The following is a 24,470-nucleotide window of genomic DNA, read 5'->3' on the forward strand; positions in this document are numbered from 1 at the left end:
GTTACCCGCGCAGGACGCCACCGGTCGCCTTCGTGACTTTGGCGATGATCTTTTCGGCCACCGCTTCGATGTCTTTTTCTTTCAGCGTCGTGTCCGTCGGTTGCAACCGCACAGTGATGGCCAGAGATTTCTTACCTTCACCCAAGCTGCCACCGATGAATTCGTCAAAGACACGTACATCCTCGATCAGCGCCTTGTCAGCACCCGCTGCAGCATTCACCAACGTCAGCGCCTCGACGCCTTCATCGACGACAAAGGCAAAGTCACGTTCGACCGCTTGCAGATCTCGCAGCTCCAAAGCGGCACGGGTGGCACCTGATTTGCGGGGCAGAGGCACCTCGTCAGGCCAGATGGTAAACGCCATCGCTGGGCCCTTGATGTCCATCGCCTGCAACACACGCGGGTGCAATTCACCGAACACACCCAGCACCTTTTTCGGACCCAAACAAATCTTGCCGTGACGCCCCGGATGCCACCAGGCATCCCCGTCGCGCAGGATCTGTACCTTCGCCGGTGCACCGATGGCAGCCAGTATAGCCTCAGCATCTGCCTTGGCGTCAAACACGTCCACCGGCCGCGAAGCACCGTGCACATCCTTGGGGCCGGAGCGCCCAACCAGCAAGCCGGTGATCTGGGTTTTCTGGTCGCCGGGTTCACCGTCATGGAACACCGGGCCAACCTCGAACAGAGCCACGTCTGCATAGCCGCGTGCCTGATTGCGGGCAGCGGCCTGCAACAGACCCGGCAGCAAATCCGGGCGCATGTGGCTCATCTCGGAAGAGATTGGGTTTTCCAGTTGGGTTGCATCGTCGCCACCACCGAACAGCGCTGCGGACGCCTGATCGATGAAGGTGTAAGACACGCATTCATTGTAGCCCAGCGCCGCGCAGGTGCGGCGCGCCATGGACTGGCGGCGCTGCGTCGGTGTCATAACCGCCTTCGGGATTCCATCCGTCACACGTGGCAGCGGTTTGCCCTGCAACTTGGTCAGCGACGCAATCCGCGCGACCTCTTCCACCAGATCGGCCTCGCCCAGAACGTCTGGTCGCCAGCTTGGCACATGAGCCATCTCACCCTCAAGGCGGAAACCCAGGCGGGTCAGGGTCTGACGCTGTTCGCTTTCCGGAATATCCATACCGACCAGAGACTGCACCCGTGCCGCGTCCAACTTGTAAGCCCGCCCGTGGTTCGGGGCCTTGCCCGCTTCGACCACGTTGGAGGCTTCGCCGCCGCAGATATCCAGGATCATCTGGGTTGCGTGTTCCAACCCTTCACGGGTGTAATCTGGATCAACACCGCGCTCGAACCGGTACCGCGCGTCCGAATTGATCTTGAGCGCGCGACCCGTAAGGGCAATCTGCACATGATCCCAAAACGCGCTTTCGAGGAAGACGTTAACCGTCTCTTCGGTGCAGCCTGTTTCCTCGCCCCCCATGATCCCGGCAATCGATTCCGGGCCTTTGTCGTCCGAAATCACCATCATGCCTGGCTGTAGGGTGTATTCTTTCTCATCCAGCGCCACCAGTGTCTCGCCACCTTTGGCGCGATGCACCCGCAGGTTGCCTTGCACTTTATCCGCATCAAACACGTGCAGCGGGCGGTTGTGGTCGAAGGTCATATAGTTGGTGATGTCCACCAAGGCCGAGATTGGGCGCAGACCGATGGCTTTCAACTGATCCTGCAGCCACTGTGGGCTGGGGCCGTTCTTGACACCGCGGATCAAACGCCCGGTGAAATGCGGTGCGCCGTCCAAAGTGTCTTCGTCAATGCTCACCTTGATCGGGCACTCGAAATCCCCGGGAACCGGCGCATAGTCACGCTGTTTCAGCGTACCGATACCGCGCGCGGCCAGATCACGCGCGATCCCCTCAACGCCCAGCGCATCGGGCCGGTTCGGCGTAATCGCAATCTCGATCATCGGGTCGACCTTCGACGGATCGTTCTCGGCCAGCCAGTCGACAAATTTGTCGCCAACTTCACCCGAGGGTAGCTCAATGATGCCGTCATGCTCCTCCGACAGCTCCAGCTCACGTTCCGAGGCCATCATGCCAAAGCTTTCGACGCCCCGGATCTTGCCGACGCTGATGGTGATATCCAGACCGGGGATGTACATGCCCGGCTTGCAAACCACGACGGTGATGCCTTCACGCGCGTTCGGGGCCCCGCAGATGATTTGCAGATCACCCTCATCTGTTTCAACCGTGCAGACCCGCAGCTTGTCAGCGTCCGGGTGTTTCTCGGCATGTTTGACATGGCCCAGCGTAAAGCCTGCCAACCGGTCCGCCGGGTTCACGATCTCTTCGACCTCGAGGCCAAGGTCGGTCAGCGCCTCGGCGATCTCATCAACCGAAGCGTCAGTGTCGAGGTGGTCTTTCAGCCAGGACAGAGTGAATTTCATTGCACGGGGCCTTTTTTGGCAGATATCCAGTCGGCACAGGCAATGGCAAAGAATGGACCAAGGTGCAAGCGCTGTGCGTCATGGATAGGTTGGGGTGCGGCCCAAAAGCTCGTCCAATTGACGCCCGATCCAGCCATGCGGGATGAAATGCCCGCCCGGATGGGTGTCCAGCACCACCTGCCCCTGTGCGCAATCGGTCCATTCCACGCGGCTGAGCGTCAGGATCGGCACTACGCTCCAATCACCGCGCGGGGTTGCTCCGTTGCAATTGTACTTTTCACGCCACAGCGAGACCGGATAGGTCGTGTCGCCATTCGCGCCATAAGGAAAATCCATCACCGTATCGCTGAGGCCATGCACATGCCGCGCCTCACGCGGGCCTTCGGGGCAGTTTTCTGTCTGGCGAATGCTGCCCGCAACGGCCAGCAAAGCGGCGATGTCGTTGCCTGACTGGCACACATAGCGCCACGCCATCGCGCCGCCGAAGGAATAGCCCGAGACATAGATGCGGTCGGGGTCAATCGGATAGCGCTTGGCCACGTCCTCCAGCACCCGGTCGGCAAAAGGCACATCGCCAGTGTCCGAGGTCCAGAAATTCCAGCTTTTGCCCAGCCCGTTCGGGGCCACCAGCAGCACGCCCCGCAGCTTGGTCGCTCCGGCAATGCGCTCATGGTTCACGACCACCGTCCCCTGCCGCGCCCAGCCGTGGAAATGCAGCAACACAGGCAGAGGCGTTTCGCCGTCCCATCCTTCGGGTTCCAGCACATGGTACGAGCGGTCGCCGACCTCACAGGCCGTGTCGCCGTGGCAGTCGGTGTTCCATGGTCCCATGGCGAAGGCGGGTGAGGCGGTCAGCAACAGAAGGCAAAGCAGTCGATAAATCATGCGCCTGACCCTAGCCAGCCAGAGCGCCAAGTCACGTCACAACCCCGTGGGAACCTGTAACAAGCAGTGGTGTCGCCAGACCGCGGGATGGCGATCCTTGATTGGTGGTGGGTAGTTTATGGAGGCCAAATCCGCGCGCTGTTCGAACGTCGCGCTGGCGGAGACAAATCGCCAGCCCGTGCGGGCGGTGTCGCCCATTGGGCTTGAACCAATGGCGCCGCAATGAACGACCGATAGCGCGGCGGCCTATCGGCCTTTGCTCCGCGCGAGGCAGAACCTCAACTACTTAGCTAAGTTCAAGAATTTTAAGCACCCACGCAACCAACACCGCTGTAACAACGGAAACAAGAACCGTGGGGATGTTGCACAAAATGTTACCGAACCATTTTTTCCACAATGGCTGAGACAGTCTCTCAAGCTCATCAAAACCCTTACTATTCAAACGCAAGCGAAATTCATCAGGCTCATCCGGAGTGAGATAAGACGACGTCGCACTCGATTCATATTTTTCTTCGAAGAGACCTTCGTCCATTAAGAACGAAATCTGAAAAAGCTCATCGCGAGACCAGTCAGGAGAATCCTCAAAGGGGTTTCCATGCTCATCTGACCAAGCTCGCTTTAGTCGGAGCCACTGGTTTGGCGATTGTTCAAATCGCTGTAGTATCGCCTTCCGAACACGTCGGTCTTTGCTCACCGCGACAAACCACCATGCAGGTTCGGCATATCCAACGCCGCAAACCCATAGTGCCGCAGCCAACGCAGGTCGGAATCAAAGAACGCCCGCAGGTCCGGAATACCGTATTTCAGCATCGCCAGGCGGTCGATCCCGATACCAAAGGCAAAGCCTTGATAGACCTCAGGATCAATCCCACCGGCGGCGATCACCTTGGGGTGGACCATGCCGGAGCCGAGGATCTCCATCCAGTCGTCGCCCTCGCCGATCTTCAGCTGACCGTTATCCCAGGAACAGCGGATATCGACCTCGGCCGACGGCTCGGTGAAGGGGAAGTGCGAGGCGCGGAAGCGCAGCTCGACGTCGTCGACCTCGAAAAACGCTTTCACGAACTCTTCCAGAACCCATTTCAGGTTCGCCATCGAGATGTCTTTATCAATCGCCAACCCCTCGACCTGATGGAACATCGGCGTGTGGGTCTGGTCATAGTCGGCGCGGTAGACGCCGCCCGGACAGATCACGCGGATCGGCGCGCCCTGTTTCTCCATCGACCGGATCTGCACCGGAGACGTATGGGTGCGCAGCACATGCGGCGGGCGATTGTCGCCCTCGGCGCGGTGCATGTAGAACGTATCCATCTCGGCCCGCGCGGGGTGATGGCCGGGAATGTTCAGGGCGTCGAAATTGTACCAGTCGGTTTCGATCCGCGGCCCTTCGGCCACCGAGAAGCCCAGTTCGGCAAAGATCGCGGTCAGTTCCTCGGTCGCCTGGCTGATCGGGTGGATCGAGCCCTGACGGCGCGCGCGGGTCGGCAGGGTGACGTCCAGCCATTCGGTGCGCAGACGTTCATCCAGCGCGGCATCGGCCAACGCGGCCTTTTTTGCAGAGAGCGCCGAGTTGATCTCATCCTTCAGGGCGTTCAGCGCGGGGCCTGCAACCTGACGTTCCTCGGGCGTCATCTTGCCCAGCTCGCGCATCTTCAACGCGACCTCGCCTTTTTTACCGACAGCCGCGACGCGGATCGCCTCAAGCGCGTTTTCGTCGCCTGCTTCGGCGATTTGGCCCAGATATTTTGCCTTAAGATCGTCCATGACGGCCCTCTGAATTTTGTCGAGAACCTGCTATCGGCCCCGCCCCGCGAATGCAAGCGGGACGGTGCGGATCAATAGCTGTATTCCGGGAAAATCCGGGTCAGGTCGCCATTCCAGTCGCCATTGTAGTGATCCAGCAACTCATCTGCCGGAACCTTACCAGTGTCGATGCTTTCCTTGAGCGCGTTCAGGAAATGTGTCTCATCCGGGACCAGCCCCCCAGCACCGGCGCGCGCGCGGGCCTTCAACCCGGCCTCAGAGATCGCAACAACCTCGCGCGCCAGATCGTGCATTTTGATGTCACCGACCTGCGCCTGAAGGCCATTGACTGCAGCTTGCACGCGCAGTTCCTCGCGCGTTTCCGCATCCCAGCCCTTGACCAAATCCCACGCCGCGTCCAGCGCGCCCTGATCGTAAGTCAAACCAACCCAGAAGGCGGGCAGCGCACACAAGCGACGCCACGGGCCACCATCCGCCCCGCGCATCTCCATGTATTTCTTGATCCGTGCTTCGGGGAAGGCCGTGGTCAGGTGATCGGCCCAATCGCTGAGGGTCGGTGTTTCACCCGGCAGAGCAGGCAATTCCCCTTTGAGGAAGTCGCGGAACGACATACCTAGCGCGTTGATATACTGGCCGTCGCGATAGACAAAATACATCGGTACATCCAGCGCATATTGTACGTACCGTTCGAACCCAAAGCCGTCTTCGAACACAAAAGGCAGCATACCCGTCCGGGCGTCGTCCAGATGCCGCCAGATATGGCTGCGCCAGCTTTTCTGGCCATTGGGCTTGCCTTCAAAGAAAGGCGAATTGGCAAACAAGGCGGTCGCCACAGGTTGCAGCGCAAGTGCAACGCGCAGTTTCTGCACCATGTCGGCCTCGGACCCGAAGTCGATATTGACCTGAACCGTGCAAGTGCGCCGCATCATGGCGCGGCCCATGGTGCCGACCTTTTCCATATAGTCGTTCATCAACCGATAACGCCCTTTCGGCATCAACGGCATTTCCTCGTGGGTCCATATCGGGGCCGCGCCCAGACCAATGAAACCAACGCCGATCTCGTCGGCGATGTCCTTCACCTCACGCAGGTGGGTGTTTACCTCATCGCAGGTCTCGTGGATCGTCTCAAGCGGGGCACCGGAAAGCTCCAGCGCGCCACCGGGTTCCAGGCTGACATTTGCACCGTCTTTTTCAAGACCGATCAGCTTGTCGCCTTCGCGCACTTCGCCCCAGCCATGGCGATCCCGCAGACCTTCCAGCACGGCCACAATCGAGCGTTTGCCTTCAAACGGCAGCGGCTTCAGCGTGTCTTTGCAATAGCCGAACTTTTCATGCTCGGTGCCGATGCGCCAGTCTTCTTTGGGCTTGCAGCCTGATTCCAGATACTCGGCCAGTTGCTCATGGCGTTCGATCGGACCGCCGCCGGACTGAGGGATGGACATGAACCGTGCTCCGATCCTGATGTGTCTGTCTTGAAGGTCAGTCGTGGTCGTAAATGACGCCAGTGTCAATGCAACCGCAAATGTGCCGGGCGCGATGGGGTGCGTTCCCAGATGACGACGGGATGTCGTGATTTACCGTTGAGTTCCGACAGCATCTGTTCGGTTTTCAACCCAGGCAGGCTAGAGAACACATCAAACAAAGCCTCTGCCCCTTCTGCATTCACAGGAATGTGAAGCGCCGGTTGTCCCGACTGATCCAAAACCCAATGCGCCGGGCTTGAGGTCGGGTCGAGCGCAAGCCGTTCAATCTCGCGAGTCGCCACGATGCCGCCATCCAAAGGACCCAGATAGGTGATCTGACCTTCATCCACGGTCACCACACCCTGCCCACCTGCGCCGGTTCTGAATCGGGCGCGTTGTATGCCAATGACCGCCAATGCCACAGACACCAAGATCAGGAACCAGCCCAACCATGCCAACAACCCACCCGGCCCGCTGACCCAGCTGAGGCCGAGGATTAGGACAAAGAAAGCAACCAAAACTTCGCGCCAGCGCCACAGCGCCAGTTTTGCCTCGGGTCGGATGAAACTCATCTGTACTCTCCAACAGAAACGCCCGAATACGGTGCCTGTATTGCTTCAAACTGCATGGACGTGAAATCGTGCACCAGTTGACGATTTTCAATCCCACCCGCATCGGCCAACTGCGTCTGCCACAACTTTCCGTTTTCCGCCCATTGCAACAAGTCGCCAAAACGGTCCGCCCATTCCCATCCTGAGCAACATATTGCCGGCCCGTCGTGAGGTGGCAACAAGGCATACTGACTGGAAATATGTGCGCGGTTATTTTCTCCAATCGTGAATGTTTGCCTCAGACTCCAGTTTTCGACCAGGTCCAGCCTCAGTTCTATTTCATACTTTTCGCCGCCCGCACGGACCCAACCCCTTTGCTGCAGGCGAGATGAGACGAGATCTCCCATGTGAAAACCGTCGGTCGAATTTGGGAAGCTGTCGGCCTCGGCTGCTCTCAGGCCGTCGGGCAGGTCTTCAGGAGGCGTTGCGCCGTTCAGCCAAAGCCTGCCGTCCGCAGTGAAAGCGCCACCGCCGAACCAGCTGTCGGATTGGGGCCAGTACGCGATCGCCGTAAGCCAGGGCGCTTTGGAAACGGCCGTCCAGCAGCGACCACCTTTGCACGCGAAATAGACCAGATGTCGGCCTGACGGGGAAAGATCGCATCTGTGTTCGTGGATTCGGGCCCCAAGCCATTGCCCAAGCCTTACAGTGCCGACGCTGCGGTCCCACATCAATACAGCAACTTGGTCGGTCGGACCTCGACGCAAAACAATTGCTTGATCTGACCCCAAAGCCGTTAAAACGTGCAGCCGGGGCGGTGGTGTCACGCCCAATCCCCCAGTGCCTGCTGCCACATCGTCAACGCCGCCACAGCCGCCGTATCCGCCCGCAGGATGCGCGGGCCAAGGCTGACCACATGCGCATATGGCAGAGCTGACAGTCGGGCGCGTTCTTTCTCAGAAAAGCCACCTTCGGGGCCGACGAGAATCGCCCATGGCCGTCCTTTTTCATTGGCGGCCAATCGCAGGGCTGAGCCGACCTCGGCCTCGTTGCAGAACATCAGCTGACGGTCTTTGGGCCAACTGTCCAAGACACGATCCAGCCGCTGCAGATCGGTAACTTCGGGCACGAAGGTGCCGCCGCATTGTTCCGCGGCCTCGACCGCATGGGCCTGCAAGCGATCCTGACGGATGCGTTCGGAATTGGTAAACTCGGTCTGTACCGGCAGGATGCGAGCCGCGCCCATTTCGGCAGCTTTTTCAACGATAAAATCGGTGCGGGCTTTTTTGATAGGTGCAAACAGAAACCACAAATCGGGCGGCAATTGCAAAGGTTTGGTCTGCGTGGTGCAGCTCAGTACGCCGCCACGTTTCCCGGCTTCGACCACTTCAGCCAGCCATTCGCCATCCTTGCCATTGAACAAGGCTACGGCCCCACCAACCGTCAGTCGCATCACACCAAACAGATAATGCGCCTGGTCGCGCGTCAAAGGAACCGATTGCCCCTGACCCAAGGGCTGCTCTACATACAGTCTGATCTTCGCACTCATGAGACCTTACATATGCAAGGCAATGCCCCAACACCAGACGGTCAAGTCGCCGATGCTGTCACCGGCAACTGGGTCGATACCTATGCGCCAGCCTTCACCCGCCCTTATCTGCGCCTCAGCCGCGCGGACCGGCCCATTGGAACATGGCTGTTGCTGATTCCATGCTGGTGGGGCTTGGCCTTGGCCATCCTGCATGACGGCCAGCCCCGATGGGAAGATCTGTGGATCGCCATTGGCTGCGCATTTGGCGCTTTTCTGATGCGGGGGGCGGGGTGCACCTGGAACGACATCACAGACCGGGACTTCGACGGGCAGGTTGAACGCACACGTTCACGCCCGATTCCCTCGGGTCAGGTCAGCGTCCGACAGGCAGCGGCCTGGATGATCCTGCAATGCCTGCTGGCACTTGGCATTCTGCTCAGCTTCAATCAAGCGGCCATAGCGATGGGCGTACTGTCCTTGCTGCCGGTGACAATTTACCCTTACGCCAAACGGTTCACATGGTGGCCGCAAGTGTTTCTGGGCCTGGCCTTCAACTGGGGCGCGCTTCTGGCCTGGGCGGCGCATAGCGGCTCAGTCGGGTGGCCTGCAATTTCGCTATATCTGGCGGGGATCGCGTGGACTCTGTTCTATGATACGATCTACGCCCATCAAGACGCCGAGGATGACGAGTTGGTGGGGATCAAATCCACAGCACGCCTGTTTGGCGAAGACACGGCGAAGTGGCTGAAGTACTTTCTGGTGGCAACCGTTTCATTTATGGGATTGGCCATCATCGATGCAGGCGTGCCGGATGCTTCGATTCTGGTGCTGGTTGTTGCGCTTTGCGGTCCCTGGGCAATGGGCTGGCATATGATGTGGCAGCTGCGCGGTCTGGATCTGGAAGATAACGCCAAGCTGCTGCAATTGTTCCGGGTCAACCGCGACACCGGCTTGATTCCGCTGATCTTCCTTTGCGTCGCCTTGCTGCTCTGATTGCACCTGTCGAATGAGGGCTGTAAAGATCGGCCCAAACGCCTGAGGAGTGCCAAACCCAAGCATGCGTCTGCCGTATTTTATCGCTGTTTCACTGATCTTTCTGGTCTCAGCCGGGCTGTCTCTGTTGGCGGCCAGCTATGCCGTCACAAAAATCGAAGAGACATCTGAATTCGCCGTAAGGCGGTCACTGGACCTCAAAGGTCATGACTGGGCCGAGGTTGAATCCGACGGTTTGCGCGTTATCCTGACCGGCACCGCACCAGATGAGGCCACACGGTTCAACGCGTTGACTGTGGCCGGGACCGAAGTCGACACATCCCGCGTGATCGACGAAATGGAGGTCGAGGCCACCTCGGCGCTGGCCCCACCCCGCTTCTCGGCGGAAATCCTGCGCAATGACGGCGGCATCTCGATCATCGGTCTGATCCCCGCCAGTGAGGACAGGGCGAGCCTGATTGACCGGCTGCGCAACCTGGATCGGAGCGTTGCAGTGTCGGATCTGATGGAAACGGCAGATTATCCCAAGCCCGATGGCTGGGATGCCGCAATATCTTACGCCATCGAAGCATTGGCGCGGTTGCCTCGTGCAAAAGTTTCCGCCAGCTCTGGCTTGGTCAAGATCACCGCGATTGCGGACAGCCAAGAGGAAAAACAACGGCTTGAACAGGATCTGACGCGCGCCGCGCCGCCCAGTTTGCGCATCGGCTTGGCAATCTCGGCCCCTCGCCCCGTCATCACACCCTTCACACTGCGCTACCTGATAAATGATGAAGGCGGGCAGTTTGACGCCTGTTCCGCCCAGGATGAAAAGGCGCGCGACCGCATCGTGGCCGCCGCGCGCGAGGCGGGCTTGCAAGGCACCTATTCTTGCACCATCGGTCTGGGAGAACCCTCACCCCGCTGGCCCGAAGCCGCCGAACAGAGCATTCAGGCTCTGTCCGAAATCGGCAAGGGCACCGTGACGCTGTCTGACGCGGACATCACGCTGGTCGCGGCGCAAGGCACAAACCCTGCCCTTTTTGATCGGGTGGTGGGTGAGCTTGAAACTGCCTTGCCGCCGGTCTTTGCACTGCACGCCGTGTTGCCGGAACCCGAGACTACGGATGCTTCAGGCCCGGTTGAGTTTTCCGCAACCCGCAGCCCTGAGGGCTTGGTACAACTGCGGGGACGCCTGGGCGATGAGACCCTGCGGGACATGGTCGACAGCTATGCCCGTGCCGCATTTGGCTCTAATCAAGTTTATACCGCCACACGCATTGTGTCCGATCTTCCCGCAGATTGGCCTGTGCGTGTTCTGGCCGGGCTCGAAGCGTTGGCGCAGCTGCATAACGGGGCATTGACCGTGACACCTGAAATGGTCGAACTGAGCGGGATCAGCCACGAAGAAGACGCCAAGGCCCGCATCGCAAGGCAGTTGTCGGACAAGCTGGGTGAGGGGCAGGAATTCACCCTGATGATCACTTATCAGCCTCCACCAGAGCCTGAAGATGCCCTGCCCGACCCGGAAGTCTGCGAACAACAGATTGCTGAAGTTCAGGCTTCTCGCAAAATCGCGTTCGAACCCGGATCAACCACGATTGCTTCAGATTCGCGCGACACGGTGAACCAGATTGCCGATATCTTGCGGGACTGCGGACCGATCCGCCTTGAGATTCAGGGCCACACCGACAGCCAGGGCCGCGAAGAGATGAACCAGCAGCTCAGCCAGGCACGCGCGCAGTCGATTCTGAACGAGTTGCGCGGACGGCGCATTCCCACCAGCAGCTACACCGCCGTGGGATATGGCGAAACGCAGCCCATCGCTGATAACGACACCGAGGAAGGTCGGGAAGAAAACCGCCGAATTGAATTTCGTCTGATCCGTCCCGAACCTGTTGAAACCGGCGAAACAGGTCTCGAAGCGCTTGAGACTGAGACAGAATCCGACACGCCCGAGACAGACCAGACTGACACAACCGCATCAGATGCGGATGCGGAGGACCAGTAAGTTGAACAGAACCGAATTCATCATCGCCACGGCCATCATTCTGTTTGCGGCCTTCTGCATGGGATGGTTTGCCAACTGGTTGGCTCACCGCCTGTCCCGCGTACGCCAAAGCGACGTTGCTGATCTGGACCGGATGAGCCAGGAGTTGCACGAGGCCGAAGAAACCCGTGATCAGGCCATCACTTATCTGCAACAGCGCGAAGCCGAGTTGACCAACCAACTGACGCAGACCGAAGCTGAGCTGGCCGCCGCGATGGACGGCCTGCGTGCCGCGCGGCAAGAGGCCGAAGAATTACGCGGGCGGATTAACAACGCCGACTGACGCGCCTCTCACGTGGGCGGATTACAAAACCTGCGCAAGATCGGCGATCAGGTCCTCTGGGTCTTCAAGGCCAACCGACAACCTGAACACGCCGTCCCCTGCATAGTCCCGATAGCTTTCCAGCTGCGCCCCTTCCAGACGGAAAGAGGTCTGCATCAACGCGTCCGTGCCCATCCAGAAAATCAGACTGCGATGGTGGCCCAGCGACACGGCATAGTGAATGATTTTCAGTTTATCGATCATCTGCTGGGCCAGTGCTTCTCCGGTCGCGTTGTCGCCCACCTGAAAGGTGATCATGCCGGATGTGTTTCGCATCTGCCGTTGCGCCAATTCGTATTGCGGGTGTGATTTCAGACCCGGATACACGACTTTGGTGACGGCCCCACGTGTTTCAAGCCATTCGGCAACCTCCATGGCACCCGCCTGATGTGCCTGCATTCGAAGCGGCAAAGTGGCCATACCCCGGGCAATCATCCACGCGTTGAAAGGTGACATGATGCTGCCGTGATGAATGGCGGACTCGTTACGAATCTTCTCAATCAACTCTTTGCGGCCCGCCACCGCTCCGCCAATGGCATCACCATGACCGCCTATGAACTTGGTCACGGAGTGCATGATCAGATCGACGCCCAAATCTTTGCTGGGTTGACCCAGCGGAGAGGCAAAGGTGGCATCACAGGACAACAATGCCCCGGCATCTTGTGCAATGGAGGAAACCGCCGCCAGATCGGTCAGTCGCCCGATTGGGTTAACCGGTGTTTCCGTATGAATCAGCCGTGTGTTTGGCCTGATTGCCGCTGATACCGCCGCCAGATCAGACATGTTGACCGTGCTGACCTCGATCCCCAAGCGCGGCAGCGTATCCCGCGCCAGCTCGGCCACGCCCGCATAAGATACGTCAGAGACGATCACGTGATCTCCGGCTGACAGGAACGTCAGGAAAATCGCAGTTGCAGCCGCCATGCCTGACGCCAGACAGATACAATCCTCGGTGCTTTCAAACGCGCTTATTTTGGCTTCAAGCGTCCGCACGTTGGGGTTGGCCCAACGCCCATAGAGGTATGGGGCCTCTTCCTCGAGATCATGGGCGGAAAACCCAGCCACCTGGCCGGTGACAAAAGTCGAGGACATATGCAAAGCCGGTGCAGATGCACCGTTGGTCGGGTCCGGTTCTTCGCCCACATGAATCGCCCGCGTCGCAAGGCCCTTGTTTCTCAATCCGTTGTTCATGGGGTTGCCCTCTTGATCCGTATGTTCGGATTAAGCGCGAGCCCAAACGCCAACGTCTAGAGGGGAAATGTGCCAAGTATAGTTTAAAAACGACCACAACGTTCACCCCGCATTTTATGCTTTGCATCAATAGCGGTTCAGTGCGTCTGCCAACATGAAGACTACAACACTGGAGGAAGGATCAGCGGAACAGGCTAATTTGCAGTTCTGAACAAACGATAGGTGAGAGACGAATTGATCGGCGTGTTTTGGCCTACACGACCAGTTCGACTTCAACTTCATTAATAAATTCAATAATATGAATTGGTGCGATTTTGCCTGCACATACGTAAGTCCGCTATCCAACAAAACTGGAGTGAACTATGTATCTCAAGCCAATATTGAAGACTGCCGCAACATTAACAGCACTTGCCGCGACATCCGCTTTTGCCTCTAGCGATGTGATACCGTCCGAGAACGACACCTTTACAAAATGGGGCGAAGAATCTGGTTGGACTATCTTTGTCGATGAAACACGTGGATCATGCTTGATTGAGCGCGTGGATGAGAACAACAATGTCGTTCAAATGGGCCTGACTAAAGATCAGGAAATGGGCTATCTTGGTGTCTTCACGCAAAACAACATCGGCTTGAAAGGTAAGAAGGAAAAAATCTTCTTGTCACTTGACGGAAACGTTTATGAGGCCGAAGCACGCAAGAAAACCAAGCATTTGGCTGAAGGATATACCGGAGGCTATATCCTGGCGAACAACGCGCAATTCGTTGATGACGTTATGAAAAAATACGAAATGACGGTGTTCCCCGAAAAAGAGTTCGCGTTCACTGTAAGCCTGGACGGAACGCTGAAGGCCATTGAAGCCGCTCGCACATGTAATTCCGAACAGAGCAGCTAAAGTCTTGTGTTCAACTCCGGCACCTGAACTTGGGTGCCGGACTTTCCTACCACCGGGTTAACGCGTCTTCGTCTTCGTCCTTGGCGGCAACCCAATCTGCACCGGTTCTGGTGATTTCTTTCTTCCAGAACGGGGCGCGGGATTTCAGGTAATCCATCAGGTATTCAGCCGCCTCGAATGCATCTTTGCGATGCGGCGCGGCCGTGGCCACCATCATGATCCGGTCGCCTGGGGCCAGGCGACCGTGGCGGTGGATCACCAACACATCGCCCAGTGACCAACGATCCTTTGCTTCCTGGGCAATCTTGGTCAGAGCTCGTTCGGTCATACCCGGATAGTGTTCGATCTCCATCACATCCAGATCACCGCTTGCAAGATCGCGCACAACACCGGTGAACGTGACGATGGCACCGTTGGCGTCATCCCCTGCAGCAAAGGCGTTGGCCTCGGCCCCCAGATCGAATGGCTCTTCCTGAACAGCGATCCGCATCGCTTAACCGCCGGTCATCGGTGGGAAAAACGCAACCTCACGCACACCGGTCAGCGAGGCATCAAAATCCGACAACTCTTGGTCCAGTGCCACCCGCAGGGCCGATAAATCGGCAAAGGCCGCCGCATAACGCTCTTCCCTTGCGCACAGTTCCGAGACCAGATCGCTGACCGTTGCAGCGCTTGTCTCAACTTTTTCTTTTGGCAAACCGATGCGTTCGCGCACCCATGCAAAGTACAGCACATCCATCGCTTAGCTCTCCTTAAGATGCGGCATGGCTTTACGTAGGTAGTCATAGCCGGTGATCAATGTCAGTGTTGCGGCGATCCACAAAAGCCACAGCCCGATTTGGCCAGCCCAGTACATGCCTTCAATATTCCAGCGCAGGTGGTTTACGTCTTCAACCTGCCCCGCAATGATCTGCTCGACCAGATCGGCATCCATGCCGAAACTTGCCATCACGGCATAGTGTTCAAAGATACCTTGCGAAAACAGAACCGCGATGGCGATCATCTGCGCAGTGGTCTTCCACTTGGCCAGTTTCGTAACCTTGAGTGTCCCCGCTACATCACCCAGATACTCGCGCAGACCCGAGACAAAAACCTCGCGAAACAGGATCACCGTCGCGGGCAGCACCAGCCACGGCGTCCAGTGTTCTGTCGAATAGCCCACCAGGATCATCAATGCGATCACTACCATCGCCTTATCGGCAATCGGGTCCAGCATCGCGCCGATCTTGGTTTCCTGCTTCCAAGCGCGGGCCAGATACCCATCGAACCAATCGGTAATAGCCGCCGACAGAAACAGGATCAAAGCGAACCAATCCGCATATGGCCGGGTGAAATACAAAAACATGACGGCCAGACCGGGCGCCGCCAACAGGCGCAGGACGGTCAGAATATTGGGCAAGTTCCACTTCATGGCTGGGACCCTATATCGACGCTGCGGGACAGAAAAGCCAATCAGACAAAAAACTGCGCGGATCACAGAAGCTTGGTCAAAGCGCCGCAGGCCTTTGGTCCTGTATCTCTTGGCCTTTCCGGGCTTTGCCGTCAGATTGCGGCGAAAGCCCAGATCGGAAGTGTCAGATGACAGCCCATATTCAAACCGATGCCCGCGCGAACATGATTGGCAGCCTATGGATGATTGCCGCAATGGCGGGTTTTGCGCTTGAGGACGCGCTGCTCAAAGCGTCCTCGGCCGTGGTGCCGATCTGGCAAGTCCTTGTTGTGTTTGGCGCTGGTGGATCACTTGTTTTTGCTGCGGTAGCATTGATGCGCGGAACGCGCTTGATGCATCCTGACGTGCTGTCTCGGCCGATGAAGGTTCGGGTCCTGTTCGAAGTTCTGGGGCGGTTGTTCTATGTTCTGGCCATAGCGCTCACGCCATTGTCCTCGGCCACGGTGATTTTGCAGGCCACACCGCTTGTCGTGGTCGCAGGTGCAGCGTTGTTCTTTGGTGAAGCGGTAGGTTGGCGGCGGTGGAGCGCTATTTTCGTGGGTATGCTTGGTGTTGTCGTGATCCTGCAGCCCACCGGCGACAGCTTTTCATTGCTGTCGATTCTGGCCGTTCTAGGCATGCTGGGATTTGCGGGGCGTGATTTGGCCAGTCGCGCAGCACCTGCCACGCTGGGAACCGAAGTCTTGGGATTCTACGGGTTTCTCAGCATCATCGTTGCGGGGCTCGCCTATCGGTTTTGGGAAGGCGTGCCGATGGTTTCGCTTGATCTACATACCAGCCTGCATCTGACCGGAGCGGTGCTGATGGGCGTTTTGGCTTATTCTTCGCTGATGAAGGCCATGCGCACAGGCGAAGTTTCCGCTGTGACCCCATTCCGCTATACGCGACTATTGTTCGGCATCGGCTTGGGCGTGCTCATGTTCGGCGAAAGCCTCGATCCCGTAATGTGGATCGGCAGCGCGTTGATCGTGGCTTCGGGGCTATACATCCTGTGGCGTGGACGGCGCGCCTAACCCTTGTCGTGAAAGAAATCATAGACCTTCTGCGCCAACCCGGCCGAGATCCCCTCGACTGCTTTTAGGTCCACCAGATTGGCTCGACTGACCGCCTTGGCGCTGCCGAAATGAGTTAACAAGGCACGTTTGCGCGCCGCCCCTACGCCGGGAATTTCGTCCAACGGCGTGGCGCCTACGGCCTTTGCACGCTTTGCGCGGTGAGTACCGATGGCAAACCTATGTGCTTCGTCCCTCAAACGTTGAATAAAATACAGCACAGGGTCGTTGCGCTTCAGGGCAAAGGGGCGCTGACCGGTCCGATGAAACTCTTCCTTGCCGTGATCGCGATCGACCCCTTTCGCAACCCCGACCATTGGAATGTCTGCGACCCCATGGGCCTGCATGATCTCATGCACCGCACTCACCTGCCCTGCACCGCCGTCAATCAGCAAAAGATCGGGCCAGAGCCCTTTTTCCCGATCCGGGTCTTCTTTTTGCAAACGGGTAAAGCGGCGGTTCAGAACCTCTTTCATCATGCCGAAATCATCGCCCGGCGTCAGATCGTCACCACGAATGTTGAATTTGCGATAGGCGTTCTTCATGAAGCCCTCGGGCCCCGCAACAATCATTCCACCGACCGCGTTGGTGCCCTGAATGTGCGAGTTGTCGTAAACCTCGATCCGTTCCGGTGGCGCGTCCAGATCAAACGCTTCGGCCACCCCGCGCAACAGTTTGGCCTGCGTTGCGCTTTCGGACATGCGGCGAGCCAATGACTCGCGCGCATTTCGCAAGGCGCCCGCCACCAGTTCCTGTTTCTCACCGCGCTGCGGAACAAGGATCTCCACCTTGCGGCCTGCCTTCTCGGTCAGGGCCTCCTGCATCAGATCGGCGTTTTCGATCCCGTCCGATAGGATCAGCTGCCGGGGCAGTTCCTTGTTGTCGTAGAACTGACCAAGGAACGCCTCCATCACCTCAGCGGGCGAAACATCGGGGCCGACACGCGGATAGAAATCCTTGTTGCCCCAGTTTTGATTGGCGCGGATGAAGAACACCTGCACACAAGCCTGGCCGCTATCCATATACAGGCCGATCACATCCGCCTCGGCCACGCCGCGCGGGTTGATACCCTGGGACGTCTGAACTTGCGTAAGTGCCCGGATACGATCACGCAGACCGGCGGCGCGTTCAAACTCCATTGCCTCGGACGCGGCCATCATCTGCTCGGCCAGATCCTCCTGCACCTTGGTGGATCGGCCTGACAGGAAACGCTCGGCGTCCTTGACGCTTTCGCGGTATGCCTCTTCCGAGATCAACCCGACGCACGGCCCTGAACAGCGTTTGATCTGATAGAGCAGACAAGGCCGCGTTCGACTGTCAAACATGGAATCCGAGCAGTTGCGCAGCAGGAACGCCTTTTGCAACTGGTTCAACGTGCGGTTCACCGCCCCTGCACTGGCGAAGGGCCCAAAGTAAGCACCCTTTTCCTTCTTCGCCCCGCGATGCTTTTTGATCTGGGGAAAGGCGTGGTTCTTGGCGACCAGAATGTTAGGAAAGCTCTTATCGTCGCGCAGCAGCACGTTGTACTTGGGCTTGAGCTGCTTGATCAAGTTCTGCTCCAGCAGCAACGCCTCGGTCTCGGTCCGGGTTGTCAGGAACATCATCGAGGCGGTCGAAGCGATCATCTTCTCGATCCGGCCAGAATGCCCCGGGCGTGTGTAATTCAACACCCGCGCCTTCAGGTTGCGTGCCTTACCCACATACAGTACCCGACTATCCGCATCCAGCATCCGATACACACCGGGCGAACTGTCCAGCGTTTTTGCATAGCGCTGAATGCAGGCATAACCGGTCGGAGAAGAGTCGCTGTGGGTGGTCATAGGCTTTTGATATGATTCTCTTGGACTGGCTGCAATCTCAGGCCTCTCAAATCAAGAGGAAACAAATCCACGACTTCTGTGGATAAGTGTGAAGATAAGTTTCTGCTGGATCGGAAATCCCCTTGTTTCATTGCCTCTTCCTTGATTTGCACAAAAAATGGGCAATAAATTAACGCATTGATTCTAAATGATATTTTTTCAATCACTTAGCAAGTGTATGAAAAAAAAGACATTTTTGTAACGCGCAGGTAACACGAATGAGAGCAGTGCAAAACTTGCAGCGAAATTGCTTATTCTACGCCGAGCACGTCGGGTGTTTTCCAACCCAGATGCTGCCCCCCATCAACGCATAGAAGTTGCCCAGTGACCGCGTGCGCGTCCAGAAAATACCCCAGCGCAGCGGTGATATCCGAGGGGTTCGATCCGCGTTCCAGAACCGTGTTGGATCGTTGCGCCTGAAAATGCTGTTCGCTTTGGCGATGCCCCTGAACCGTCGGACCCGGACCAATCGCGTTGACCCGAATGTCAGGTGACAGGGCCTGAGCGGCCGTTCGGGTCAGGGCCCACAGCCCCATTTTCGCGATGGTGTAAGACATGAACTCTGGCGTCAGTTTTCGCACCCTCATGTCCACCATGTTGACGATCAAGCCCGCGGCCAAAGGCTCTTCGTTTTCGTCCATGCCAGCGGCCAGTCCCTGTTCCGCCATAGCCTGTGTCAGTACGAATGGCGCACGCAGATTGCTGTCGAGATGGCGGTCCCAGCTTTGGCGCGTTGCGGTATGGATATTGTCATATTCAAAGATCGAGGCGTTGTTCACCAGACATGTGATCGGGCCGCCCAGCGCCTCAGCCGCGTTCGGCAACAACGCCTGAACCTGAGCTTCGTCCAGCAGATCGGCCTGCAATGCCACTGCATGACGCCCAAGGGCCTGTATCTTGACGACCGTTTCCTGCGCGGGCTGTTCGGATGTAGCGTAGTGAACCGCTACATCGTAACCACGACCCGCCAGATACAGCGCCATAGCCCGGCCCAGACGGATACCGGCACCGGTCACTAAAGCTCGGGTCATGCTTCACCTCATTTTGTCAGATCACACCAGCAATACGGTGACATAAAGCACATAAAGGAAAGTCAACACCAACCCCCATACGCGCGAGATATCCTGTTTGAGGAACACAAACGGGATCAGCAGCAGCGATGCGCCCAACATAACCCACAAGTCGAACCGCAGGAACTCGGGATCAACCGGTATGCGGCCGAACCACGTTGCAATCCCGATGATGGCCAAAAGGTTGAACATGTTCGAACCGATCACGTTACCCAACGCCACATCAGCCTGTCTGCGCAATGCAGCCATAACTGTCGTCGCCAGCTCGGGTAAAGACGTTCCGACCGCGATCAGAGTCAAACCAATGACCGTTTCACTGACCCCATAAGTCCGTGCGATAATGGTCGCGTTGTCCACCAGCAGGTGCGCCCCCATTGGCAAGCCAACCAGCCCCAGTATCAAGTAAATCGACACCTTCCAATAGGGCATGTCGGGATCAGCTTCTTCCAGTCCCTCAAGCTCTTCATCTACGCAGGCTTCACCGCAAGCTTTGCGATGGGCCTTTGCCTCGCGAAAGGCGTTCAACAAGACCAGGCCCAAAGCCGCCAGCAGGATCAGGCCGCTGAAAAAGGTAAAAGTTCCGCAGAAGGCCAAACCGATGAACAGAACTGTGGCCACCAGCATGAAGACATAGTTCCGGCGGCTGTTACATTCGCTGGTGTGCAAGGTCGCAAGCAGCGCGGGAAGGCCCAGAACCAACAAAATATTCGCCGTGTTGGATCCGACAACATTGCCCAGCGCAATGCCCGGGGCATTCTCTTGCAAAGCGCTGATCGCAATCAAAAGCTCTGGCGCGGATGTGCCAAATGCCACGATCGTCAGGCTGACGATCAACGCCGGAACACCTAGGCGCAAGCTCAGGTTCACGGCACCACGCACAAGGGCGTCGCCCGCCAGCAATAGAATCAACAGGCCAAGACCGGACAGCAGCCAAGTGGTAATCAAGTCCGGCCTCCTTTTTCACAGGCGCAGGGGCCTTTGCCGATACGATACCGCCCGCAGCGCCGGCATTTCGCAGAGCTCAATTTCTTTTGCCCGGGAAAGCGCAGCTTGCCGAACATCGCCAATACGCCCATGGCAATCAGGAAAAGGGTGACGGCCTTGATGATCACGCTACAAACCGAAACGCGCGAAGGCAGCACGCTCCTCTAATCCGGCGATGGCATCCTGTGCCAGGCTGGCCCCAAAGCGTGTCCAGATCGGTTTGCGCACGCCGTAACGGCGGAATTTGACCTTTTCGCCGAAGCGTTCCTGCATCTTGGGTTTGAGGTGGGCAATGCCATCAATCAGGCCCAACTCTTGCGCACGCCGCGCCAGCCAGACTTCACCCGTGAAAAGATCGGCACTTTGATCCAACTTGTCCCCACGTCGCGCTTTGACATGATCAATGAAGTTTTCGTGGATGTCCCCCAACAACCCCTGCAGACGGGCCACGTCCTCTTTCTTTTCCGGAGCAAACGGATCCAGCATCGACTTCGATTCTCCAGCCGTGTGCACGCGCCGCTCAAGCCCCTGACGCGCCAGAAAGACATGCGCGCCAAACCCGGCCGAAATCACTCCGATCGAGCCCAGAACCGAACTGTCATCTGCCCAGATCTCGTCCGCGGCGGCGGCCAGCCAGTACCCGCCCGAGGCAGCAACATCCTCGACAAAGGCAATCACAGGCACGTCCAGCTCTTCCGACAAACGTCGGATACGGGCACCGATCAGCGAACTTTGCACAGGGGACCCGCCTGGGGAATTAAGCTCAAGCGCCACGGCAGCGGGTTTTCCCTTGCGAAACGCTTTTTCCAGAAAAGGAGCCAAGGTCGTGTCATTCAACGCACCACGGCCCGCCATTCCAATGGCGCCGGACAGGCGGACAACGGCCACGCAGGGGTGTTTTTTGACAAACGGCAGGCTGAGTTTCATGGGTGCCGATGTAGAGTGCCGCCAACCCGTAAACAAGGGACTCATTCGGCCTTAAACGCGACGTGAACCAAATTCCCACACTCAACGGGCAAAAATGCAACGCCTGACGAAAGTCAGCTGCGTATCCGCCAACCCGTTTTGAAAATCCAGCCGATGACCGCCAAACAGACCCCAGTAAAAGCGAGAATGGCCAGAAGACTAAAGACAATTGGTACGTCCGCTAGCCCATAAAAAGACCAGCGAAAGCCCGAAATCAGATAAACTACCGGATTGAACAACGTGATCGTCTGCCACAACGGTGGCAGCATCGAGATCGAATAAAATGTGCCGCCCAGAAAGATCAGCGGCGTCACCACAAGTTGCGGCACCAGTGACATCTGTTCGAAATTGCTGGCCCAGATTCCAATGATAAAACCCAGCAACGAAAAGCTGAGGCAGGAAAGGATCAGAAACGCAGCCATGGCAAAGGGATGTTCAATCCGAATATCCACAAAAAAAGTAGCGGTTGCCAATATCACCAAACCGACAAACAACGCCTTGGTGGCTGCGGCACCAACATATCCGATCACGATCTCGATGAAATTGACCGGCGCGGACAGCAGTTCATAGATAGTGCCAAGAAACTTCGGGAAATATATCCCGAAAGACGCGTTCGAAATCGACAGCATCACCACCGACAACATGATCAACCCCGGCACGATGAACGCACCATATGAGACGCCTTCGACTTCCTGAATGCGGCTGCCGATAGCCGTGCCAAATACCACGAAGTACAACGACGTGGACAGAACCGGTGAGAAAAAGCTTTGCGCGAGAGTGCGGAAGAACCGGGTCATTTCGAACCGGTAGATGGCGGCAATTGCAGTCCAGTTCATGCCATTTCTCCGGATACAAGATTGACGAATATCTCTTCCAGACTCGATTGCCGTGTCTGTACGTCCCGCAGGATCAACCCGGCTTGTGAGACGTCATTCAGCAGTGTCGTGATACCCGTGCGGTCCGCGTGGGTGTCATAGGTGTAAATCAAGACATCCCCCGCACCATTCAGTGTCAGGTTGTGCAGCGCAAGACTGTCTGGAATCTGCGCGATGGGCTCTGTCAGCATGACCTCAATCTGCTTTTTACCCATCTGTGCCATCAGTGAGTCCTTGTCCTGCACCAAAAGCAGCTCACCCTTGTCGATGACCCCGACACGATCTGCAATGGCTTCGGCCTCTTCGATATAATGGGTGGTCAGAATGATTGTGACCCCGTCCCTTTTAAGCTCGGCCACGATTTCCCACATGTCTTTACGCAGCTCGACATCCACACCGGCAGTGGGTTCATCCAGAAACAGAACGCGGGGCTCATGAGCCAGTGCTTTGGCGATAAGCACCCGACGTTTCATACCGCCAGACAATTCCTTGATCGCATTGTTGCGCTTGCCCCAAAGGGACAGTTTCCGCAGAATCTCTTCGATCCGCGCATTGTTTTTGCCAAGCCCGAACAGCCCCCGCGACAGGCGTACGGTGTTCCAAACCTTCTCAAACGGTTCCAGCGCAATTTCCTGCGGCACAAGCCCGATCATCCTACGCGCAGCGCGGTAATCGGCCTGAATATCATGCCCTCCCACCGTGACCTCACCGGAACTTGGGGTGGTGATCCCGCAGATGGTCGAGATCAAGGTTGTCTTTCCGGCACCGTTTGGCCCCAACAGGGCAAGAATCTCACCCTCTTCAATGTCCAAGGACACACCTTTCAGCGCCTCAAACCCATCGGCGTAAGACTTGCGCAGATCTCTGATGGACAAAATTGTCGTCATATCCGTTCCCCGTTATGGCGTGGACCCTATCGCGCCAAACCTGGGTATAACAGGTCAATTCAACATCGTTTGACACACATCTGCCTTACAGGCGACGATCTGCGCCACTAACATCCGCCTTGCAATCCGCAGCCTGCTCGCAAACTCTGCCCGAAACGGAGGGTGCAGATGCTAAAGGGAATTCGTGTCGTCGAAATCGAAGGTTTGGGCCCCGGCCCGTTTGCCGCCATGCAACTGGCCGATTTGGGCGCTGATGTGATAACCATTCATCGCAAAAGCGGTGCTGTCACACCCGGAATGCCAGAACGCTCACTTCTGGATCGCGGAAAGCGGTCCATCGCGCTTGACCTGAAAGACCCTGATGACCTGGAAACCGCCCTGTGTCTGATCGGCACCGCAGATGCCTTGATCGAAGGCTTCCGCCCCGGTGTGATGGAAAAGCTGGGCCTTGGCCCCAAACCCTGCCTGGCCCGTAACCCGAAGCTTGTCTATGGACGCATGACGGGCTGGGGCCAGGATAGTCCGCTGGCTGACACAGCCGGGCATGATCTCAACTATATCGCCCTATCCGGAGCGCTCTGGTATGCCTCTCATCCCAACCAGCCCCCGCAGACACCCGCAACTCTGGTGGGCGATATTGGCGGCGGAGCCATGTATCTCGTCGCGGGTCTGCTGGCCGGTCTTATTAACGCGCAACGCACTGGTGAAGGCACAGTTGTCGATGCTGCAATATATGACGGTTCAGCCCATATGATGAACCTTCTGATGACCATGCGCCAAACGGGCAATCTATCCGATACGCGCGGTGAAAGCCTTTTGGACGGCCCACACTGGAGCCGCACATATACCTGCGCCGATGGTGGCTTCATTACAGTCCAATGCCTCGAGCCCAAATTTTATGCTCAGTTTTTGCAGACCCTCGGCCTGGCCCGTGACGCCGAATTCCAGAACCAATATGATCGCACACTCTGGCCTGATCTGACCCAACGCCTTGCCGAAATCTTCGCCAGCCAACCGCGCGATCACTGGGACGCCGTGTTTCGCGGCACAGATGCCTGTGTCGCCCCGGTGCTCAACCCGCAAGAGGCGCAGGACCACCCGATGAACACTCATCGCAACACTTGGCAAGACATCGACGGCACTCTCCAAGCCGCCGCCGCGCCTCGGTTTTCAAATCATCAATGGAACCACAGACCCAGCCCAACACGCGGAGAGCACACAAAGGACATCCTCGCGCAGCTCAACGACCCACGCTGATCCGCGCTTCATCTGGCCCTAAATACCTCGGGGGATGAATTGGTCGCAGA

25 protein-coding genes are annotated in these 24,470 nt (G+C 57.5%); 6 read left to right on the forward strand and 19 right to left on the reverse strand.

Annotation, left to right across the window (positions count from 1 at the left end):
* Nucleotide 1 precedes the first annotated feature (1 nt).
* The 8 genes from pheT to GS630_RS16540 form a co-directional block, all read right to left on the reverse strand.
* Nucleotides 2–2,398, reverse strand: a complete 2,397-nt coding sequence (pheT, locus tag GS630_RS16505) for a phenylalanine--tRNA ligase subunit beta (protein WP_171179005.1) — start codon at nucleotides 2,396–2,398, stop codon at nucleotides 2–4.
* 78 nt (nucleotides 2,399–2,476) lie between these two features.
* Nucleotides 2,477–3,283 carry a PHB depolymerase family esterase gene (locus GS630_RS16510; protein ID WP_171238509.1) on the reverse strand — a complete coding sequence of 269 codons (807 nt, stop codon included), beginning with the start codon at nucleotides 3,281–3,283 and terminating at the stop codon, nucleotides 2,477–2,479.
* A gap of 286 nt (nucleotides 3,284–3,569) precedes the next feature.
* A complete protein-coding gene (locus GS630_RS16515) occupies nucleotides 3,570–3,977 on the reverse strand; it encodes a hypothetical protein (protein ID WP_171179002.1) in 408 nt (135 codons plus the stop codon).
* Nucleotides 3,974–5,047 carry a phenylalanine--tRNA ligase subunit alpha gene (gene pheS / locus GS630_RS16520; protein ID WP_171179000.1) on the reverse strand — a complete coding sequence of 358 codons (1,074 nt, stop codon included), beginning with the start codon at nucleotides 5,045–5,047 and terminating at the stop codon, nucleotides 3,974–3,976. The genes GS630_RS16515 and pheS overlap by 4 nt, the downstream gene beginning before the upstream one ends.
* Nucleotides 5,048–5,118: 71 nt before the next feature.
* Nucleotides 5,119–6,489: a glutamate--cysteine ligase gene (locus tag GS630_RS16525; RefSeq protein WP_171178998.1), complete on the reverse strand. Its 1,371-nt coding sequence runs from the start codon at nucleotides 6,487–6,489 to the stop codon at nucleotides 5,119–5,121.
* Nucleotides 6,490–6,554: 65 nt separating this feature from the next.
* A complete protein-coding gene (locus GS630_RS16530) occupies nucleotides 6,555–7,082 on the reverse strand; it encodes a hypothetical protein (RefSeq protein ID WP_171178996.1) in 528 nt (175 codons plus the stop codon).
* Nucleotides 7,079–7,888 carry a hypothetical protein gene (locus tag GS630_RS16535; RefSeq protein WP_171178994.1) on the reverse strand — a complete coding sequence of 270 codons (810 nt, stop codon included), beginning with the start codon at nucleotides 7,886–7,888 and terminating at the stop codon, nucleotides 7,079–7,081. The genes GS630_RS16530 and GS630_RS16535 overlap by 4 nt, the downstream gene beginning before the upstream one ends.
* Nucleotides 7,885–8,610 carry a 16S rRNA (uracil(1498)-N(3))-methyltransferase gene (locus GS630_RS16540; RefSeq protein WP_171178992.1) on the reverse strand — a complete coding sequence of 242 codons (726 nt, stop codon included), beginning with the start codon at nucleotides 8,608–8,610 and terminating at the stop codon, nucleotides 7,885–7,887. The genes GS630_RS16535 and GS630_RS16540 overlap by 4 nt, the downstream gene beginning before the upstream one ends.
* A gap of 12 nt (nucleotides 8,611–8,622) precedes the next feature.
* Between GS630_RS16540 and ubiA the strand changes: the two genes are divergently transcribed.
* The 3 genes from ubiA to GS630_RS16555 all read left to right on the forward strand — a co-directional run bounded on the left by ubiA (nucleotide 8,623) and on the right by GS630_RS16555 (nucleotide 11,897).
* Nucleotides 8,623–9,585: a 4-hydroxybenzoate octaprenyltransferase gene (gene ubiA / locus GS630_RS16545; protein ID WP_171620987.1), complete on the forward strand. Its 963-nt coding sequence runs from the start codon at nucleotides 8,623–8,625 to the stop codon at nucleotides 9,583–9,585.
* A 64-nt stretch (nucleotides 9,586–9,649) separates the two neighbouring features.
* Complete coding sequence (locus GS630_RS16550; RefSeq protein WP_171620988.1) at nucleotides 9,650–11,575, forward strand: OmpA family protein; 1,926 nt, start codon at nucleotides 9,650–9,652, stop codon at nucleotides 11,573–11,575.
* A 1-nt stretch (nucleotide 11,576) separates the two neighbouring features.
* Nucleotides 11,577–11,897, forward strand: coding sequence for a hypothetical protein (locus GS630_RS16555; RefSeq protein WP_050603973.1), 321 nt, complete (start codon nucleotides 11,577–11,579; stop codon nucleotides 11,895–11,897).
* A 21-nt stretch (nucleotides 11,898–11,918) separates the two neighbouring features.
* Here GS630_RS16555 and GS630_RS16560 read toward each other — a convergent pair whose 3' ends face one another.
* Complete coding sequence (locus GS630_RS16560) at nucleotides 11,919–13,127, reverse strand: PLP-dependent aspartate aminotransferase family protein (protein WP_171178986.1); 1,209 nt, start codon at nucleotides 13,125–13,127, stop codon at nucleotides 11,919–11,921.
* A 362-nt stretch (nucleotides 13,128–13,489) separates the two neighbouring features.
* On the opposite strand from GS630_RS16560, the gene GS630_RS16565 reads away from it, so the two are divergent.
* Nucleotides 13,490–14,020, forward strand: coding sequence for a hypothetical protein (locus GS630_RS16565; protein ID WP_171620989.1), 531 nt, complete (start codon nucleotides 13,490–13,492; stop codon nucleotides 14,018–14,020).
* Between the two features lie 46 nt (nucleotides 14,021–14,066).
* Here GS630_RS16565 and GS630_RS16570 read toward each other — a convergent pair whose 3' ends face one another.
* From GS630_RS16570 to pgsA, 3 genes are read right to left on the reverse strand one after another with little or no spacing between them, the layout of a single operon-like run.
* A complete protein-coding gene (locus GS630_RS16570; protein ID WP_171620990.1) occupies nucleotides 14,067–14,510 on the reverse strand; it encodes a molybdenum cofactor biosynthesis protein MoaE in 444 nt (147 codons plus the stop codon).
* Nucleotides 14,511–14,513: 3 nt separating this feature from the next.
* Complete coding sequence (moaD, locus tag GS630_RS16575) at nucleotides 14,514–14,759, reverse strand: molybdopterin converting factor subunit 1 (RefSeq protein ID WP_171178980.1); 246 nt, start codon at nucleotides 14,757–14,759, stop codon at nucleotides 14,514–14,516.
* Between the two features lie 3 nt (nucleotides 14,760–14,762).
* Entirely contained in the window at nucleotides 14,763–15,431 is a 669-nt protein-coding gene (gene pgsA / locus GS630_RS16580; RefSeq protein WP_171093855.1) for a CDP-diacylglycerol--glycerol-3-phosphate 3-phosphatidyltransferase, read from the reverse strand.
* Between the two features lie 167 nt (nucleotides 15,432–15,598).
* On the opposite strand from pgsA, the gene GS630_RS16585 reads away from it, so the two are divergent.
* Complete coding sequence (locus GS630_RS16585; protein WP_171178977.1) at nucleotides 15,599–16,483, forward strand: DMT family transporter; 885 nt, start codon at nucleotides 15,599–15,601, stop codon at nucleotides 16,481–16,483.
* On the opposite strand, the gene uvrC is transcribed toward GS630_RS16585, so the two are convergent.
* The 7 genes from uvrC to GS630_RS16620 all read right to left on the reverse strand — a co-directional run bounded on the left by uvrC (nucleotide 16,480) and on the right by GS630_RS16620 (nucleotide 23,163).
* Nucleotides 16,480–18,342, reverse strand: coding sequence for an excinuclease ABC subunit UvrC (gene uvrC, locus GS630_RS16590; RefSeq protein ID WP_171712123.1), 1,863 nt, complete (start codon nucleotides 18,340–18,342; stop codon nucleotides 16,480–16,482). The two genes, GS630_RS16585 and uvrC, sit on opposite strands and share 4 nt — an antisense overlap.
* Nucleotides 18,343–18,632: 290 nt before the next feature.
* Nucleotides 18,633–19,412 (reverse strand): SDR family oxidoreductase, encoded by a 780-nt coding sequence (locus GS630_RS16595; RefSeq protein ID WP_171178973.1) that lies wholly within the window; start codon nucleotides 19,410–19,412, stop codon nucleotides 18,633–18,635.
* A 21-nt stretch (nucleotides 19,413–19,433) separates the two neighbouring features.
* Nucleotides 19,434–20,393: a calcium/sodium antiporter gene (locus tag GS630_RS16600; protein WP_171179426.1), complete on the reverse strand. Its 960-nt coding sequence runs from the start codon at nucleotides 20,391–20,393 to the stop codon at nucleotides 19,434–19,436.
* A complete protein-coding gene (locus tag GS630_RS16605; protein ID WP_171178971.1) occupies nucleotides 20,393–20,563 on the reverse strand; it encodes a hypothetical protein in 171 nt (56 codons plus the stop codon). Before GS630_RS16605 ends, GS630_RS16600 begins: the two co-directional genes overlap by 1 nt.
* A gap of 1 nt (nucleotide 20,564) precedes the next feature.
* Entirely contained in the window at nucleotides 20,565–21,362 is a 798-nt protein-coding gene (locus GS630_RS16610; protein ID WP_171178969.1) for a S49 family peptidase, read from the reverse strand.
* Between the two features lie 113 nt (nucleotides 21,363–21,475).
* Nucleotides 21,476–22,237, reverse strand: coding sequence for an ABC transporter permease (locus tag GS630_RS16615; RefSeq protein WP_171183797.1), 762 nt, complete (start codon nucleotides 22,235–22,237; stop codon nucleotides 21,476–21,478).
* Complete coding sequence (locus GS630_RS16620; RefSeq protein ID WP_171620992.1) at nucleotides 22,234–23,163, reverse strand: ABC transporter ATP-binding protein; 930 nt, start codon at nucleotides 23,161–23,163, stop codon at nucleotides 22,234–22,236. Before GS630_RS16620 ends, GS630_RS16615 begins: the two co-directional genes overlap by 4 nt.
* Nucleotides 23,164–23,331: 168 nt before the next feature.
* Here GS630_RS16620 and GS630_RS16625 point away from each other — a divergent pair, with 168 nt between their 5' ends.
* Nucleotides 23,332–24,420 (forward strand): CaiB/BaiF CoA-transferase family protein, encoded by a 1,089-nt coding sequence (locus GS630_RS16625; RefSeq protein ID WP_171178963.1) that lies wholly within the window; start codon nucleotides 23,332–23,334, stop codon nucleotides 24,418–24,420.
* Nucleotides 24,421–24,470: the final 50 nt, after the last annotated feature.

It is taken from the genome of Ruegeria sp. HKCCD7303 (genome assembly GCF_013111185.1).
GTDB lineage: Bacteria > Pseudomonadota > Alphaproteobacteria > Rhodobacterales > Rhodobacteraceae > Ruegeria.